The sequence below is a fragment of the Paraburkholderia sp. BGA-UO-ETr-F12 genome (assembly GCF_059567945.1).
The window spans coordinates 212231-229919 of the sequence record NZ_JCAQOZ010000024.1; the positions used below are offsets into that span (position 1 = coordinate 212231).

A 17689-nucleotide genomic window follows, 5' to 3' on the forward strand; every position below is an offset into this window, starting at 1 on the left:
CGCCATGACGGAGATGCAGAAGGCGATTGCCGCAGTGGTCGAGCTTGAAACACGGCTGCACGACGAACTCCCCGGTGCCGGGCCGGGCCCCGGGGAGGGGGCATTAAGCCGGGCGCACTGCGACGCGGCGCGTGCGCAGGTCGTGGCCGCACGGCATCTCCTGTATGCAAACTCGTATTTCGAGCTTGAGCGACGCATTGCACAGGTCGAGCTGTGGCTCGCCGCGCGCGCGGACCCGGAGGCCGACTCATGCTGATTCGCGTGCGTGGCCACCACGACGGCATCAAGGCTTATCTGGAGAAGGGCCAGAAGCAGGACCGCGAGTTCGAACGCGACGAGATGGACGAGCGGGTGATTCTCGCCGGGGATCTCGACCTGACGAACGATCTGATCCAGTCGATCGACACCGATGCCGAGCGGTACCTGCACATCACCCTGTCGTTCAAGGAAGATGAAATGTCGCGGGAGACGCTGGGGGCGATCGTGCGCGACTTCGAGGCGTTTGCCTTTTCCGCCTACCGGCCCGACGAATACAACTTTTACGCCGAGGCGCACGTGCCGAGGCTGAAAAGCTACGCCGACCGCAAGAGCGGCGAGCCGGTCGAACGCAAGGTGCACGTCCATATCGTGGTGCCGGCTCTCAATCTGCTGACCGGGCGACGCATGGAACCGTTCGGCAAGGTTGACCAGCAGACGCGCTTTCTTGAGGCGTTCCAGGAGCACACGAACGCGAAATACGGCCTTGCTAGCCCGCGCGATAACCGGCGTGTCGAGTTCACCGATGCGTCCGAGATGATCAGCCGCTACAAGGGTGATGCGTTCGCGGGCGCGAACCGGGATCTGAAGGCGTCGATCCTCGAAGCGATGATGGCGCGCGGCGTCACGCGGTACGAAGACTTTCAGTCGCTGGTGGCCGGGTACGGTGAGACACGCACGCGTAACGCGGGGCGGGGCGCCGAGTACGAGAACGTCAAGCCGCACGGCGCGGCAAAGGGCGTCAATCTGAAGGAGTACGTGTTCTCGCGCGAGTTCATCGAGCTTGACGCGGACGCGAAGCGCGCCGCACTCGCATCGGGCATCCACCCGGAGTACATCGAACCCGGCGTGCCACACGAGACGCCGGCAGCCTATCTCGATCTGCTGAACGAGTGGCACGCGGTGCGTGCGCGGGAAATCAAGTATCTGAACAGCGGCAGCCCTTTTTACGAGACCTACCGGAACGCAACGCCCGACGAGCAGCGACGCCTGCTTGCACACCGTGAGACGCGTTTCTATCAACGCACTGGAGGACAGGATGAACGCGGAATCGAAGAACGTAGCGAACGACGCAGCGGCCGGGGACCCGGAAACTGGCGAGATTGGCGGGGGCCTGGAAGAACTCGCGGCCACGAACGAGCACGGGAGCCAGGCCGAGGTGGGCCGGAGCGCGGGCAAACCGACTGGGAAGCGCTCGAACGCGAACACGAAGAAATCACCCGGCGGTGGCGAGCCGGAGCGGATCGTGACTTTGACGCTCGCTTCGATCGATCCGTCGCGGCGACCCAATCCTTCGACCGTGTGCGAGGTGTGCCCGGCAGCCGTCTGGATGGCGACGCCGCGCGACGTCAAATGCTTCTGCCGCCTGATGCATTACTGGAGCTGGGAAACCAGCAAGCCGAACGAGTTGACGCATTGCGATGGTCTGGCGATCGCGAGCGAGAAGGAGGACTGACAGGGGAGGGCGATACGCCTAGCTGGCGGACCATCGCGACGCGGATGTACGCGGCGTATCAGCAGGCTGATCCAGTCGAGCGCGCGAGACTTGCCGCGACCAGCGCGGAGAAGTTCGGGCGCAAGACCTTCGGAATGAACCGTGCGCTCGGCGGTGGCAGGATGCCACGAGAGTTCAAACAGGACCGGTCCCCTCGCAGTATTTCGGATATCCAGTCATTCGACGCAATCGCGTCGATGCCGTTCGAATCGGTGCCGTTGGCCAATGCAGGCAGTGAGCCGATCCCCTTGCCAGGCATCGACGCGTTCGAACGGGATCTGTACGCATTCGATGCCGGCGACGGGTTGTCCGATGCCTATGGTCAACCGCCCGGAGCGATGCACGCGCCGCGCAACTGGCCAGATGCAGGCAGACCTGCGGGACAGTCGTTCAATGCTCGCGCGAGAGCATCGACCGGACGCGAAGCCGATACGGTGTGCGACCAGCTCGCGCGCAATCTGGTCGAAATGAGATCCGTTCGGGCAGACCGCGAGCGGGACGAGTTTGCGGAGATCCGCGCGACGCTCGATGCGAGCCGGCTGCTCGCAGCCCTTGCCCACTCACACGGTCTGATCGTCGAGAAATACCAGATCGGCAAGGGTCGCGACGGGGCCGACCGGATCAAGGCGGGCTCGCGCAATCTCAATGTATCCGACTTCCTGACGAAGGAAATGAATCTGTCGTGGACCGACGCGGCGCAGTTGCTGCGCGACGCCTATCGCGCTCAAACGGGACGGGATCCGGCGCATGCGCCGCGGCGCACGCCGGAGCGTGATCTGTGGGCGGAGTTTCAGGCGTGGCGCGCGGTGTGGCGCGATGCGCTGCGCGGTGAGTGGAACGCGCAGGGACCGCACGAAAAGCAAAGGTGGACGGCCATCAAATCGGCGTTTTACGCGAAACGCAGCGCGATCGCTGACCGCACAGATCTGTCTCCGGCGCAGCGCAAGGAGGCTCTCTCAGCGGCTCGCGTCGAGCGCTTCGAGGCCGAAGCTGCGTTGCGGGAACGAGTCGCCCGCGAGCGCGACGCGTTGAAGGGCGCCGCCCGGCGGCCGTTGACCGACCAGTATCGCGACTTTCTGCAGGAACGCGCGCAGGCGGGCGACGCGCGGGCGTTACGCGAACTCCGTCGGATGCAGCGGCTCCGGTCGGAACTCGCGAGGGCAGCAGACGAGACAGGCGCGGTTGTGTTCCGCCCGGCGGATGCTGGCGAGCCGAACGAAATCATCTATCGTGGACCGTCGATCACTTATGAAGTGCTCGTCAATGGCAACGTGGATTACCGCAAGGACGGCGCCGCGCTGTTCGTCGACGAAGGGCGAACGCTGCGCCTGTGGGATCAGGAGCGTGACGCGCTGGAAATCGCGCTGCGGTTCGCGCAGCAAAAGTTTGGCTCGTCGCTGGCGCTCACCGGTCCGGAGGCGTTTCAGGCGGCCGCCGCGCGCGTGGCGGCGGAAACCCGGATGCATGTCGAGTTTGCCGATCCCGAGCTAGAGCGCATCCGGCAGATCCGGCGCGCGGAGCTCGATGCCGAGGGGGCTGAGCGTCGCGCGGCGCAGCGCGATACCGATCGCGAGCGTGAGGCTCAGGAGCGTAAACGGCTGCGCGATATACTGCGCGCGCCGGATCCAGAAGCGGGCGGGGCCGCCGCCGGACCTGGCAATGACGATCGCGAGGACCCCGACGTTCCAGATGGTCCGGATGTTCCGGACCGCGGGCCTGATATCGACAGATAAGGAGGAAACAAACCATGACGCGGTATGGCATCGTCAGGCGGGCAGAGATCGCACGGGAAGTCATCTTCAGCGGGACGCCGTCGCAGGTCGTGAACCTGCCGGCGTTCATCAGGGGGCTCGTCGTGGCGGCGTTGATCGTCGTCGGCTACGTGTTCGCGCTGAACCGCTGGCCGGTTCCGTGGTTTGCGCCGGCGCTTGCGCTGCTGCTCGTCGGTCTTGGCGTGGTGCTGGTGTACCTGCAAACGGCCTTTACCGAATTCATCATCGACACCGAGCGCATCACCTGCCGGCAGGGCATCCTGAACCGCCGTGTGTCGAGCATCGAGCTGTTCCGGATCCAGGATGTCACGTCCGTACATCCGTGGTGGCAGCGCCTGTTCGGGATCGGCGCGGTGGTGGTCATGACGAGCGACTCCAATAATCCGGTCTGGCGTCTGCCGGGCATGACGCACGCCGAGCAGCTGCGCGACGAGCTCAACCGGGCCGCCATTGCGCTGCGCGACCTCAAGGGCGTTCGCGAAGTGAACATGGGGCGCGTCTGACGGGGCCTCGTGAGCAGCGCTCCTTTGCGATAACGTTTTAACTTTCCGAGGGTCCAGTGTGCATGTCTGACAACGTTCAGGTGGTGAACTACTGCACGCACGCGATTGAAGACATGCGTGCTTTCTCAAAAAACGCGGCCGCACTGATGCCCATCAGTGCGCGCCGGGTCCGCGTTCTTTCGGACATGCTGGCCAAGGCCACGAAGTTCCTTCTTCCGAACTGTGCGGAACTGGTCGATCCATGTAGCCTGAACGACGCTCATCTGGACCTGCTGCGCCTTCCCTATCCCGTCACCGTGTTTGAGGCACCGTGGATGAAGGAGTCCGACGGGATGGTGCTGAATGGCGAAGTCGAATCGCCGTCTACGCGACGCATCGCGCTTTGCTGGGAACTGTCGGATGACTTCGAGCCGTTCGCGCAGCTCAACGAGACGGTCCGGTCGGTTTTTCCGGACGGCGGAGTCTTCATTTACCCGATCAGCTACTCGGACGAACTGCGATGCTGGAACCCGGGTTTGGGAGGCCAGTTCGTCCCACGCGACTACAGGTGCGGTCCGAACTTTGAGGATCTGCCGGCGTCGACGATCGTGCATGACGCACTGCGAAGCGCCGGACAGTTCAATGAGAAAGGCTTCAAATTCCGGTCCGAGCCCTTTGTGCTGCTCGATGAGCCGTTCAATCAACTGGTCGAGCGCAAGGGCAATGACGTGCCGACCGGTCTGTCGCATGTTATTTACGACAGCAACGACGAAGTGACCATGACGGTGCAGGCGTGCGCGGTGCTCAACTGCGCCAATGTCGAAACGGTCGATGTTGCGCCGAGTAAGGGCGCCAATGCGAAAAGGGCTGCGACGAACAAGCCGCCGTTCTTCACCTATAAAGTGCTGCAACTGTCGCCCGGGAAGTCAGGTTCGAAAGGCAGTGAAGGGACCCATGCCGGGCCGCGCACCCATCTGCGCCGGGGACACATCAGACGGCTGGCGAACCGGACAACATGGGTGCGTGCCGCGCTGATCAATCCGGGCAGTGAACGCGGCGCCGTGATGAAAGATTACGAAATTGCGAAAACCGTTTAGCGGTCACATATCCACGGCCACGGTAAGGCGTCGGGCTTCACTGATTGGACCGCGCACGGCGCGCCCAACCGAGAACTAGCTTTTCGTCGGGGATATCGTTGAGTTCGCGATCCGTATTAGACTTGCCAGGTGAGATAGCCCACGACTGGGTAATCAACGGCGTCCGAGGCGCTTAGGCATGCTCAAAAGAATCACAGTGATCAAAGGGGTCGGTCCGTACGTGAACTGTGCCGCGGGTCCGGTTGAGTTCCGCAAGACCGCGCTGGTTTTCGGGTACAACTCGTACGGGAAAAGTACGCTGTGTGAGGTGCTTCGCTCGCTTGAGACGGGAGACACCAGTGATGTCAGCGTTCGCGGAACCATTCCCGGGCCGGTTGCCCAGCAGGTCACCATTACTTTCGCGGAAGACGGCAAGGGCGAGGCTCCTCTCGTTCTGAAAGACGCACAGTGGATTCCGGTGACGCCGAGTCCATTCAAGCTTCAAGTCTTTGACTCGGCGTTTGTCTCGCGGAATCTGTTTACTGGCAGCCGCCTGGAGCGAAGTAACAAGGAGGCGCTTAGCCGGTTCGTATTGGGTGAACAAGGCGTCAAGCAAGCGAACGAACTTGCCGATATGCGCAAGCGCTGGGCGGCGACCAGGTCTGCGTGGCGAAAGCTGCAGACACAGCTGCAGGGTGTGGGTGATGTCGACGAATTCGTGAAGCTGGAAGTCAAGCAGGGCGAAGACGAGATCAAGGCGGAGCTTCGGCCCTTGGTCGTCGCGCTAGACCAGGCAAGGAAGAACCTCGCGGCAGTCCAGCAGATTCAAGGTAGGCCGCTTCTCTCCGACCTTGGCGCGCCAGCTGGCGACCCGGCCGCGATGGAACGCCTGAATACAACCCTCCAGAAAACGCTACAGAGCACACATGATGCTGCTCGCGCGCGCCTCGAGCAGCATGTCGCCGATCATATGGGAGGCCATAGGTCTGGCACTGACTGGATCCGGCAGGGCTTAGACTACATCTCCGGTCCACTATGTCCGTTCTGTGAGCAGCCGCTTGAGCATGCCCGCGAGGGGTTACTCGCCGCGTACAAACAGTTCTTCGACGAGGCCTTCAATCGACAAACTACAGCCGTTTTTGACGAACTCGATGCCTTCGAGAAGTCAGTTCATTTATGGACCGCCGCTGCATATGAGTTAGGACTTCAGAAAAACGCACTGGTTCTGTCGGAGTACCGCGAGCTTGAAGACGATGAAATATTCAAAGGCGTCCGCGCTCGGTTCGACGAACTTGGAGGGCACGTTGCTGACACGGGCACTGACGAGAAACGTGCTTTACAACATCTCCTCGAAGCCGCAACTGCGGCGATTGCGCGTAAGCGAGCCGCGGTGTACGAACCAGTTGCCCCGTTGGAATTTGCTGAGTACCGGCGGACCCATGAGTTAGCAGTCGCGGCAGTCAAGGCATTCAACGATCACTGTGCAATGCTCAACGGGACTCTCCTGACGTTCAAGAAGAAATCCGACAAGGCGACGCTCGAAGCGGAAGTGGCCCGGTTGAACAGTGACGTGCAAGTCAAAGAACTGCAGCTCCGACGCGTGACTAGCGCCGTCACTTGCGACGAGTACAGGACGGCAAAAGACCTCGATGTCGAACTCGAAGGCGCTATCCGGCAAGCGGAGGAGGAGCTGACCAAGGAATAGTCGGCCTATCTGCAGAAGTTCTTCGAACGCATCAACTTCTACTTCACAAAGTTCGGCAGCCATCACTTCACAATTGGTATTGACGAGAAGTTGGACATGCAGGGCTACCAGCCCGTCCTGTCGCTCGTCGTCAAATACCACGGCGTCGTTATCGAGCCGCAGAATCTTGGTGCGGTTTTCAGCGAGTCCGACCGGCGCGCACTTGCGCTGTCGATTTTTTGGGCAAAGTTATCGGTGCTGTCAGAGGCAGACCGCGCTTTGACGATTGCTGTACTCGACGACCCGGTCACCAGTTTTGACGACAACCGTATCTCGGCGGCGGTCATGCTGATGCGGATGGAAGCGACCACGCTCCGCCAGCTTATCGTCTTCACGCACTACCACGCGTTCGCACGCCACTGGCTTGACGTGGAGCGTGTGGGCGGAACGATGAGCTTCCATAAGCTCACGCGAAACGATGTTACGTCGGGCTTGATCGATGGCGACCCGACCGAGTTTCTTCATTCAGAGCAGCAAAAGCTGTACCGGAAATTCGTGGATTTCATCGAGGGAAGGACACAAGAACCTGTTGGCGTAGACCTCCGTGTGTATCTCGAAAATGAAATAAGGGATCGCTATCGGCAACAGATTACTGCGGGTGGCATGCAATACGCGCAGCTGTCGGAAGTCATTGACTTCCTGCGTGCGACAGGAGCCATTTCAAACGAAGTAGCCAGGACGGCTCACTTCTATCGAGAGGATCTTAACGGACCTCATCACGTGCTTGCTGCACGGGGCCGAGAGGATTGGGCCTCCCACGCCCGGTTGATGCTTGAGTTCATCTACACGGACCTGTGAACTGGCGCATCCCTACCGCAATCCGGGACTGCTATAGTTTGCGCATTACGTCCACCGCTTTCCGCTCATGCGCGTCGGTCGCCCTGTCAAACCGCTGCCGCAGGCAGTCTGTGACTACTGCGGCACCAAAGCCGCGCTGGTTCGGGCCGATGACGATACCTATCCGTATCGCGAAGATCACGGACCACTCTGGCTATGTGCATCGTGCGAGGCGTGGATCGGCGTGTTCGCGCGCAGCAAGCACCACGTGCCGCTCGGACGCCTGGCCAATGGCGAACTGAGGAACTGGAAGGCCAGGCTGCACGACGCGCTCGAGCCGCTCGCAGCGGCCAAGGTGCGTCGCGATGGCTGCAACCTCTTCGAGGCACGAGCCCGGGGGATGAGGTGGCTGGCTGACGAGATGGGGCTTGACGACAAGCACGGCAACATTCACCAGCTGGATGTCGAGCAATGCAAAATAGCGATCGGCATTATCGAACAGTTCGTGTGTCGGCGCGCATTGCCTGCGCCATTGCGACGCGATGACGTCGGCCCCGATCCCTTTGATCTCGACGACAACTAATGCACGGCACGGAGGAACACATGGCGGCATCGTTTGACGAAGCCCTGGAGGCGGTTATGTTCCTGCAGCAGAGCGAGCGCCTCCTGATCGGCCGGGGCGCCGATCTTGAGCAGATGGACTGGGTCGCAGGCAGTATCGACGCCGTGGATCTCCTGGTATGCAACCAGGATCCCGAACTCGAACGGGAGCTCTGCAAGCGTGTGTCAGCGTTCAAGGCGGGTGAATCACAGACAGCGATGATGATGCTCACGAGCAATCGTACGGCGATAGTGATCGTCATGGTGCTGGGCCCGAAATCGGTCGACAGCGTCGCTGATCTCATGCAGCGGTGCGCGGAACAGCTGGCCAGCCACTATGTTTCGGGGTATCTCGCGCGCAAGGGGGAAGAATGGAAGAGGCCGTTAGCCCGCGTGCTCTCATATCGCCGGCGGTCACCCGCGGGTTAGCTGTCTGTAATGTATTCAGGAAACGGTCCTTTCCGTAGGAGAGCCTCGGAAAGTGTTGTGCGTCCGTTCACCGGGAGTGACTATGCCGATTCAATACTTCACCGGACTATCGGCATTCACCGAACTGCCCAACCATCTGCAAAAGATGGTCGCGAAGATCGAGGACCGAGCCGGTTTGGGCATAGAGGTGGAACGGTCGAGCAATCGAACCATGGCGTGCGAGTTCCGCAAGGGGAAGGCGGTTATCCGCGTCCCGGCCGCCGGACCTTTGCGCAAGGCATCGGTGTTCCATGAGCTTTTGCACCTGAAACGGTATTTTGTCGATGGCGTGCCGAAACTTGTCTACTGCGATGATGATCACGAATTCGAGGACGAGAACGACGCGCGGACTCCAGAACAATTTCAATGCCTTGATAACCAGATCGAGCACCTGTTCATCGTGCCCACGGAATTGACGCGGTACAGGAAAGAACGCAGCTATTGGGAAGAGCGAATGGATAAGTCTCTCGATTTGATGCGTGCCCCTTGCGATGTACTTCTCGCCTGGGAATTCATCCATCGGGTCCTGAACGGCGGCACCCTGTCGGATAAGGTCCAGGCACTCGTCGAGCCCCTCGGTCTGATCGGACTCTGCGATCGTTTCCACCAGGCCGTCGATGAGTCAAAGGAGACCGCGACCCGGTGCATCTTTGACGAATTCGCGCCGGAGAAGATGCCGCGGGCCTGCCTGGACTACTTCGCGCGACCGCAGGAGGTTCCGCTTGCCCGCTGATCTGGCGACCTGACGCGTCAAACTCGATCCAGGGCGATTACGGTGCGCGTGCCGGACCATTCTCAAACCAGCTCACTATGACGCATGGTTGAGGTCTACTCCACCCTGAGATCAGGTACGCTTGTCAGCGTCGCTGGGTTCAGGCCCATTGGCCCGTTCTGGAAAAATACACGCGCGCGCGATCCTGACGGTAATAAGGATTTCGGTGCATAGTTTCGAGAACCCTATGCACCTCCCGGTGCCGGGCAACGCATTCAGTCAGTCAACGCCACCTGCGCCGACACCTTGCCGGGCAACTGCGGCGGGATGCGCGCGATGCCCCACGCGGTGAGCAGCGCGTCAAAGGACGGCGTGCCAGCCTCCCTGGCCGCAGGCAGCCGGTGACCGGTCATCTTGTACTGGACACGCTCGTTCGCCCGCGCGCCGGGACGCCTGATCCGTTCGAACACGCCGTGCCGCACACCGTACTGGATCGCATCGGACGCGTCGCGCGAATTCATGATGCCGGCAGCGGCGATGTGCGCGACGGTAACGGGCTGGGGCTGTTCACGCAGATACGCGATTAGCTGTTCTGCATGGCGATAGCTTTTCATGTGTCGTTGATTCCTGCCTGCCTGTGTTGCCCGGGGCGGTTAGTCAAGATCGAACAGCTGCCGGTCCGCCGGACGGCCCAGCGCCTCGTCCATCATCTGGCGAAATTCCGCCTCGTCCCATTCGCCGCGCTCGACGCGACGCAGCACCGCTTCGCCGACGAGTATGACCTTGCGGTCCCGGTCTGCCTTGCTCTGCTTGTGGGCTTGCCGCCGCACCTTGTCCGCTGCCTTGCGACTTTCCTTCAGTTCCTTGAGTCGCTGATCGGTCGCAGCCAGACGGTCTTTCAGTATGGTCATCAGGTTATCCGGTCATGAGGCTGCTGGCACACCGGAATCGGTATGCGATGGCCATGGGATCCGGGCGCTATTCGCCAGGCGAAGTGCCAAGGGTGCCACAACGCCGCGCGCATCGACAAGTCTTCGTGTGCAACATTAAACCCAACTCAACGCACCAGGAATCAACGAGACGCTACAGACCGGCGAGGTCGAGAATCTTTGCGCCGACCCTGCGGAAGAACGCATCGTCCCGTTCGCCCTGTCCGGTATCGTCCGAGACCCGGTGCTCGATCAGGATGCCACGCTGCTTCATGATCTCGTGTGTGCGGGACTTGCGTTCTAGATACTCTGGTTCGTCCGCGCCCATGGTTTCGATGACAAGGCGATGCAGCTGCCCGGCGTCGCCTGTGGCCGTGACACTGTGGAACGTAAGTTCGAAGTCGGGCCGACACCACAGGCTCGGCCCGTCCAGCTGCTTGACTTCCCGATCGAAGAGCGGCTTCGTCAGCGTCACGTCGACGCCACGGCTTTTCACCCACTCGATCACGCGAAGCAGGCAGTCGAGCGTGCGCCGCTCATACCGGCTGTCCAGCGGCACCGGCTGTTTTGTCGAGTACGCGTGCTGCGCGAAAGCCTCGCGGAACCGCGCCTTACCCTCGCGGTCGCGATCGATAACGGCGAGTACCCAATAAGGGGGCTGCGTGAGCTCCCGGTCACGGCCGCCAGCCCGCATGCCTTTCTCCGGCGTCACAAGCCGCTTGCCGTACCGCGTCTGTTTTACCGCGACGCCATCCTCGATCGAATCGGCGACGAACAGCAGCAGCGCGCTTCGCTCCTTGCTGTCAGGCCAGGGTAGCGCATCGATCTCCGTCATCTTGGCGGAGACATCCAGCCACGGCTTCGTGTTGAGCACGTGGGCCAGCGTCAGCGACGCGTTCATTGCCTCGCCGGCGGCAAACGCGTTGAGCCGGTCCCACGAACTCTGGCCTGACGTGAGCTCGTCGCCGCAGACCGAACTGAACCCGGCGTCGTCCAGCAGTGTGTACATGATGCGTCCGAGCCTTGGCAACCTGCGCCCCTTCCGTCCTGGGCCGCCGCCGGGCGTGTTGCCATTGCGCGGTCCGGCAACGCCGTCGTGCCGGTTATCGAGAAAGTCGAGTGCGTCGCCGATCGGCTTAAGGGGATTGTGCGTGCCGGGCGGTGCGTCATCATCATCCGTTCCGGGCTCGTCGTCGGGGGCGGCACGAAAAGAGGCGAGCGCGCACCGATGCTCTCCATATGCGTGCATGCGCACGAAGTGCCGCGGACCTTCCTCGCGCACGCGGGCTGTCAGCCGCGGCTGTGCGCTGCCGGCGTCACGGCAATCGCATTCCAGCCACTGCCTTACCTGCCGTCCGTCGTGCATCTCCTCGAGCACGGCCGCGACAAGTTCGGCGTCGGCGGCATGCACGTGCTGGCCGGCGCCACAGAATCTTCGCACCGCGGCTTCTTCTTCCGGTGACAGCTGCCGCTTGACCCGGTCTGGTCTGCTTCTGTCGACAAGGCGCATTGGACTTACCCGTGGTGAGAGTTTCGCGCGAGCATGGCGAACCCGCGCAGGGTTTCGAGCGACGCTTCGTAGCCGCGCAGGGCGCCTTGCATCGTGCGGGTAACCGGTGGCGTGGCGATGGACGTTTGCAGTTGCGTCGCGTTGCACGAACGAGGCACGGGTTGCGCGGGCTGAAATGCCAAACGCTCGAACCGGATAATGCGCGTTGCATGGCTGTTCATCCGGACGAGCCCGTCCTCAACCACTGTGCATAACATGTCGTTGATCTGTGCGGTCGACGTGTCGAACCATGCGGCCAGTTCGCCTGCTCGATATCCTCGGCCGGGGCCCATCGACCGCAGCAGTTTTCCTGACGTCAGTTTCATCGTGGTCCACCTTTTTCACGGCATCAGGAAGTGTACTGTCGCCGTCTTCCATTGACTACCCCCGCCATCATGCACGTAGCAGTAGTCATCGCCTGACGTGTGGCGGACAGCAGGTGATGTCATTATCCCTGGCAACGCATCGATGTGAGCATGGCTTTAGCGCTGCGCTGAGCGTGTTCACTCAGGCCAAACACCACCGTCTTTCGTGAATCGAACGTGACGGATGCCATGCGGAATGATATTTCCTTCGCCATCCGTTCGGCGTCCGGTAATCCAAGTGCGAGGCGAAGGGCTGCATTGCCCTGACGCAAGTTCCTGGCAGACTGCCACATATCGATTTCCCGTTTGGCTCCACGTCGTGCGACGGAGCCGTGAATTGGAAAAGAGCGCCGGCATTGAGCCGACGCTGAAAAGGTCCTGACTTCCGAGGGTGACGATGTGTGTCAGGACCTGAGAGAGCGGTTGCGCGTCACGGACCGGATTGAACGTTTCCATACCGGTCGTTGACGCCTTTCTTTGTATCTGGCCCAACACTTTGGCACTGGTTCGTAAAATCACTACGGGCATTCGACGTGCCTGTCTCATCGAAATGGCCGTGGTGAAATTTCACGATGGAAAAGTAGCCGCTCATATAGTTCCTGCAGTCCCCACCAGTATTGCCGCCGTCGATCAGGCCAGCCAGACACAGTACGGCGCCACATGCCGACGTGTTGTCATCTGCGCGCGCCGTGGCCGGCGCAATTGATGCAGCGGCGAAAACCGCCGCTGTTGTCGCAACCGCAAGATATGTTTTCATGATGGATGCGTCCATGTATGCCACGCGTCGTGGCGGTGTGTGTCTCAGCGCGCCAGTATCACAACCGCGCCGACGGCGAGTGCTGTCGACAGCAGCGCCGTGCCGATTCCCCACAACGCCAGTTCGAACCTGTTGAGTGACGGACGCGAGAGCGGCTCGCGCAGGATCTGCCTGATTTCGTCCAGGCTGCGGTCATGGGCGGCGTCATACTGGCGGATTGCAATTTCGCCCAGCAACTGCTCACGCGCCTCGCCAAACTGTCGGGCCTTGTCGAGCACGCCGGCCGAGCTATCCCGAAAGTCAGCCAGAAACTGGTCGGTGCGCGCAGCAAGCCGGAGCATCGCGAGGTCGCTACTGTCCTTGAACTGATCGCCCGCCTGCTGCAGCGCCGTGCGCAGGTCACCGACGTCGCGGCGCAGCAGCGACAGCTCGCCGAGGACCGCGCCGATCAGCTCCTCGCGGATTGAATCGTCCGGTGCACCCATGTCAGTGCACCAGGACCTTGAATACCGCGTCCAGTTCTGTCGTCACACGGCTCGCAAGACGTTTCAGTGCGACCATCTGCCGGATCCACGCCTTCCGCTCTTCCGGCTCGCCCTGCTCGATGGCGTCAGCGTTCATCGCGACGTAGTCCGTGGGATCGTTGCGCAACTCGATGATGGATCTGTCGAAGCCCTTGATTTTCTCGAAGATCGGATTCTCATAAATCACCGCGTCCGTACACAACATGAAGCTCCGGTCGTCTTCATGGGCCTCGAACACCTTCGCGAAGAGCTTTTCGATGTCTCGCTTCGGATCGACCATATTGAACACAACACGGATTCGGGCCGCCGGAACACCAATGTCTTCCGAAAGCGACCGGAGCGTTGCAATCGTGTCGACCTGCTGCTTCATTGCCGGCACTGTCGGAACGACGAACAGGTCGAAATCCTCGTGGGAACCGTCGTAGTTCTGCATCAGGCTCACGAAGTCTTCAGCGTTCGATGCACCGATGTCGACTACGGCGTTCCTGAGCGTCATCAACTGGTCCTGCAGTTCGTCGAACTGGTTGCCGCGCAGCGCAGCCGTCTCAGTGCCGTCGGAATTGATCGATTCGATGGCAATCACTTCGGCATCGTCAAGGCGCGGTGCGAGAAGATGGCGCGCAACCGTGCTTTTGCCAACGTTGCCCGAGAAATTGATGACCGCGATTTTCATGGTGTGTCTCTCCTGTTGATCTATCAGGGCGGCCGCGACGCTGTCGCGGACACGCGTTGCGTTAGGGTTCGAGTTCGAGCGTCGGCGCGTCATGCCCTGTCTCATGCGTTGGCTGATCCGATGTCTGTTCTCGCGGTTCCGATGTCCTGTCCTGCCCGGCGCGCTCACGCTCGATCTGCTCGCGTACCGCCTCAATCGTCGCCTCGCTCACCTGAGGCATCGGCACGTCCAGTGACCGGTTAGCCGCGCGCGCCTCGGCCACGGCGCTTTCGAACTCCCCCATCAGCTTCTCCTGCTGCTGCTCCGGCAGGTTTTTGATCTCGTCACGCAGCACCTCGCGTGCTGCCTGCGCCTTGATCCGCTCGCGTGCCTCATCGAGCGTCGCCTGCTGCTCCTTCGAGTATTTCCACTCGCCCTTCAGAAACCGTTCGCGCGCTTCGGCGATCCGCCGGCGCTCGTCACCTTCGCGTCGTGCGCTGGCAAGCGCTTCGCGCTGCTCACGCGTGGGCAGGCCCGGTACATCAGGCGAGGACACAAGCCACTCGTTGCGCCGGCTCGTGACCGACTTCGGCGCGAGCTCCTTCCCGTTCTTGTCGAACTGCCGCTGCATGGCGGTCACTTCCTTACTGCCGCCCTTCTCCAGTTCGATGCGCTGGCCCACCTGCACGCCGCTCTCGCCGATCGCGCGCTCGAGGTCCAGTCCCCACACGGTGCGCTCATCGTCCTTCGTTCGTACGGTCGCGTAGTAGCTGGCGTTCTGTTTTTCGTCGTGGTTGAAGGGAGCGGGACCGTGCGTCACCAGCACCCCCGCCGTGACGCCAGCCGGAGTTGCCGTGTCCGGTGCGGGTCTGGCCGACGCAGCCGCTGATGGTTGCGCGGCGTTCGTCCGCTCGCCTCCGGGCGCGGCGCTTTCACGCCCCGATGCGACCGTTTTCGTCGGCTCCGGCGCTGCGGGCTGCTTTTGCCCCGCAGCGTTTGCTGCCTCCATTTCATTTGTGCGCGACTTATCCGCATCATTCGATTTCTCGCCTGCTCCAATACGCATCGCCTCGCGCGCGGCGGTCAATACCGCCCGATCGTGCACAGCGGGTTTGAAGCCGCGTGTCGGCACGCCGGCGAGCTCGGCCGCGATCCATGCCTGCCGACGGAATTCCTCGCTGCCCTTGAGCTGCAACTCGCCCCAGTTCTTCGCCTTTGCGACTTCGACCATGTGCACAATCACGTCGCGGTCCTCGCTGGCCGTCGATAGCGAGCGGCCCTTGTCCTCGAAGTGCACCGTTTCGCTTTTGCGATCGAGAAACTTGCCTTCATGCGCCACATACCGGTTACTGACCGACTTCGGCACGTCATAGCCGGTCTTCTCGAAAACCGGTTTCGGGCGGATGGTGTTCTCCGGCTTCTCGCCCTTCTTCCCGAGAGGCTTGCCGGTGCCAGCAGCTGGCTTTACCGCCTCGTCGGTCGCTGTGCTGGTCGATGGGTTGGTCGACGAGTCGCGCTTGAGCAGCTTCTCGACCTTCTCCCGATCGGCCGCGCGGATCTTCTTCAGGCGCTCATCGATCGCGTTATCGACCGGCGTCTCCAGGTTGCCCGGCACGGCACGCGCGTCCGGCTCGTTCGCCGGTGGCGTGACGCGCGCGCGGATGGTCGACGCATCGTCGGCGTTTGCCGCGTCGCGTTCGCGGTAGTCGATCCGGTCGGCGGGAAATTCGATCTCGTTCATACGGTGACTCCTTGCGGTTCAGGTTGGGACGGGGCGACTGAGGTTTGCGCGCCCGCAGTCGATGCGGCGGCAGCAGCCGCGTCTGGCAGAACTTCGCGCAGGTAAGGCATCAACTGGAAGAGCGACGCGCGTATGCTGTGGCGGTTGGTGAAGTGAACAGGCGCAAGCACGCCGATCTCGTGCTCGCGTACGTCGCGCGCTGGACCAGCCGGCTGCCTGGTTGCATCCGCAACTGCGGCGGCCTGCTGCGCACGGCGGGCGGCGTTCTGGGTCTGCCACCATTGCTCGACGTCGATCTTTGGTACGGGCGCGCACAGCTCGCGCGCGACAAACGCGGCGTGTTTCATCTGCGTTTCGTCCGGAAACTTCGGACCGAAACCGAACCAGGCGCGCCTGCGGTTGGTCTTCTCCAGCTTCGCCATCACCCCCTGCAGGTAGGGGCTCTGCCGCACGAGCCGGTCGACAAGATCGGCGTCTTCATAGAAAAACGCCTTCTCGCACAGGATCGGCTCGCACCCCTCCATCGTGATGATCTGTTTGTTGTGCTTCAGCGCCCGCAGCTCCTGCGGCATCATCAACGCCCTGCCGTGGTCCGACTCGCTGGTGCTCGTCGACGAACTCCTGCCGCGACTACGGTTACGCGAGCGCGCCATGTACGTGAAGGTCCCCAGCATCTTCGAGTACTCTTCCGATTCCTTGACCGTGCGCGGCGCATACAGGCTGCGCATCTTGCAGTTGATCGCCAGAGTTTCGGCACCGTGCTTGCCGTACAGCTTCGGATCCTCGATCTGTGACATGCCCTGAAAGATCAGCATCAGTCTGAGGTTGTAGCCAGCAATGAACGGGTTGGCCGTATCGATGATGTCGATCTTGCCGGGCGCTGCAAATTCGTCCAGGATCAGCGCGCACTGGTATTTGAGCGCAGGATTCTCGGCAGGCAGCTCGCGCGTGTTCAGGTCGATCAGCTGCGAGAAAAAAAGATTGACCAGCAGCGCGCCGGCCTTCAGGTCGCCCGGCTTGATGCCCACATAGATCGACATGCGTTTTTTGCGCACGTCGGCCAGATCGAAGTCCGAGCGGCTGGTTGCCGCGTCGACAACCGGATTGCTGAAGACGTTCAGCGGCGCGGTCATCGTCGATACGATGTTCGCGAAGGCTTCCTTCGACTGCGACAGAAAACGGTTCAGCGCGTCGAGACATTCGAACGTGAGCGCCGGCAGCCCGTCAGTCGCGTGAGCGGCATCGGCGCGCGTGCTGACGATCGACGAGATGTGTTCACGGATCGCCCTGCCCTTGCCGGAGGCCTGTCGCAGCACCTCACCAAACGTGCACGGCAGCGAGGGTGTTTCCAGCAGATACAGCACGATCCCGATGAACAGGTTGCGGGCGTTGTCGTTCCAGTACTTCAGGCGCGCGTCGACGTTGGACGGATACAGGTGTTCGCCGATCGTCATCACGTCGCCCACGCGCGCATATGCGGGTCGGCCTGCGATGTATTCGAGCGGGTTGTACGCGTGCGAGCGTCCGTCTTCCGAGAACGGCGCCCACAGATAGGTTTCGTGACCGCATGCCCGCCGATAGCCGGACGTATAGTGGTAGTTCTCTTCCTTGATGTCCTCGACCACGACGGAATCGGGATAGGTGAGAAGATTCGGGATCACGAGCGACGTGCCCTTGCCGGAGCGGGTGCCGGCAGCCGTCATCAGGAAATCCTGGCCGTAATACTTCAGGTATTCGCCCCTGTACTTGCCGACAATGAACGGCGGATACAGATGTTGTGAGGTCGTCATG

The 17689-nt window shown here is 61.6% G+C and carries 16 protein-coding genes and 1 pseudogene; 8 read left to right on the forward strand and 9 right to left on the reverse strand.

Annotated features, from left to right (window positions below):
- The first annotated feature begins 4 nt into the window (after positions 1-4).
- The 8 genes and pseudogenes from AC57B6_RS10155 (at position 5) to AC57B6_RS10190 (ending at position 9402) form a co-directional block, all read left to right on the forward strand.
- A complete protein-coding gene (locus tag AC57B6_RS10155) occupies positions 5-256 on the forward strand; it encodes a hypothetical protein (protein ID WP_496421196.1) in 252 nt (83 codons plus the stop codon).
- Positions 250-3483, forward strand: coding sequence for an LPD7 domain-containing protein (locus AC57B6_RS10160; RefSeq protein WP_496421197.1), 3234 nt, complete (start codon positions 250-252; stop codon positions 3481-3483). The genes AC57B6_RS10155 and AC57B6_RS10160 overlap by 7 nt, the downstream gene beginning before the upstream one ends.
- A 14-nt stretch (positions 3484-3497) precedes the next feature.
- Positions 3498-4025 carry a PH domain-containing protein gene (locus AC57B6_RS10165; RefSeq protein ID WP_496421198.1) on the forward strand — a complete coding sequence of 176 codons (528 nt, stop codon included), beginning with the start codon at positions 3498-3500 and terminating at the stop codon, positions 4023-4025.
- Positions 4026-4087: 62 nt separating this feature from the next.
- Positions 4088-5101, forward strand: a complete 1014-nt coding sequence (locus AC57B6_RS10170; RefSeq protein ID WP_496421199.1) for a hypothetical protein — start codon at positions 4088-4090, stop codon at positions 5099-5101.
- A 178-nt stretch (positions 5102-5279) separates the two neighbouring features.
- Positions 5280-7622 (forward strand): annotated as a pseudogene (locus AC57B6_RS10175) (AAA family ATPase).
- A gap of 67 nt (positions 7623-7689) precedes the next feature.
- Positions 7690-8184 carry a zinc-finger-containing protein gene (locus AC57B6_RS10180; RefSeq protein ID WP_496421200.1) on the forward strand — a complete coding sequence of 165 codons (495 nt, stop codon included), beginning with the start codon at positions 7690-7692 and terminating at the stop codon, positions 8182-8184.
- Positions 8185-8204: 20 nt separating this feature from the next.
- Complete coding sequence (locus AC57B6_RS10185; protein WP_200654958.1) at positions 8205-8630, forward strand: hypothetical protein; 426 nt, start codon at positions 8205-8207, stop codon at positions 8628-8630.
- A gap of 82 nt (positions 8631-8712) precedes the next feature.
- Entirely contained in the window at positions 8713-9402 is a 690-nt protein-coding gene (locus AC57B6_RS10190; protein WP_496421201.1) for a hypothetical protein, read from the forward strand.
- 254 nt (positions 9403-9656) lie between these two features.
- On the opposite strand, the gene AC57B6_RS10195 is transcribed toward AC57B6_RS10190, so the two are convergent.
- The 9 genes from AC57B6_RS10195 to AC57B6_RS10235 form a co-directional block, all read right to left on the reverse strand.
- Positions 9657-9995, reverse strand: a complete 339-nt coding sequence (locus AC57B6_RS10195) for a hypothetical protein (protein ID WP_200654960.1) — start codon at positions 9993-9995, stop codon at positions 9657-9659.
- A 39-nt stretch (positions 9996-10034) separates the two neighbouring features.
- The gene (locus AC57B6_RS10200; RefSeq protein WP_200654961.1) at positions 10035-10292 is read right to left on the reverse strand and encodes a hypothetical protein; all 258 of its coding nucleotides are present in this window, start codon (positions 10290-10292) and stop codon (positions 10035-10037) included.
- A gap of 172 nt (positions 10293-10464) precedes the next feature.
- Complete coding sequence (locus tag AC57B6_RS10205; protein WP_496421202.1) at positions 10465-11820, reverse strand: DUF8535 domain-containing protein; 1356 nt, start codon at positions 11818-11820, stop codon at positions 10465-10467.
- Positions 11821-11825: 5 nt separating this feature from the next.
- Positions 11826-12185 (reverse strand): hypothetical protein, encoded by a 360-nt coding sequence (locus tag AC57B6_RS10210; RefSeq protein ID WP_200654963.1) that lies wholly within the window; start codon positions 12183-12185, stop codon positions 11826-11828.
- A 469-nt stretch (positions 12186-12654) separates the two neighbouring features.
- The gene (locus AC57B6_RS10215; protein WP_200654964.1) at positions 12655-12981 is read right to left on the reverse strand and encodes a TrbM/KikA/MpfK family conjugal transfer protein; all 327 of its coding nucleotides are present in this window, start codon (positions 12979-12981) and stop codon (positions 12655-12657) included.
- 44 nt (positions 12982-13025) lie between these two features.
- Entirely contained in the window at positions 13026-13466 is a 441-nt protein-coding gene (locus tag AC57B6_RS10220; protein ID WP_496421203.1) for a hypothetical protein, read from the reverse strand.
- 1 nt (position 13467) lies between these two features.
- Positions 13468-14178: a StbB family protein gene (stbB, locus tag AC57B6_RS10225; protein WP_496421204.1), complete on the reverse strand. Its 711-nt coding sequence runs from the start codon at positions 14176-14178 to the stop codon at positions 13468-13470.
- A gap of 61 nt (positions 14179-14239) precedes the next feature.
- Positions 14240-15898 (reverse strand): LPD7 domain-containing protein, encoded by a 1659-nt coding sequence (locus tag AC57B6_RS10230; RefSeq protein WP_496421205.1) that lies wholly within the window; start codon positions 15896-15898, stop codon positions 14240-14242.
- On the reverse strand, positions 15895-17688 hold the full coding sequence (locus AC57B6_RS10235; RefSeq protein WP_496421206.1) for a type IV secretory system conjugative DNA transfer family protein: 1794 nt from the start codon (positions 17686-17688) through the stop codon (positions 15895-15897). Before AC57B6_RS10235 ends, AC57B6_RS10230 begins: the two co-directional genes overlap by 4 nt.
- Between the last annotated feature and the right edge of the window lies 1 nt (position 17689).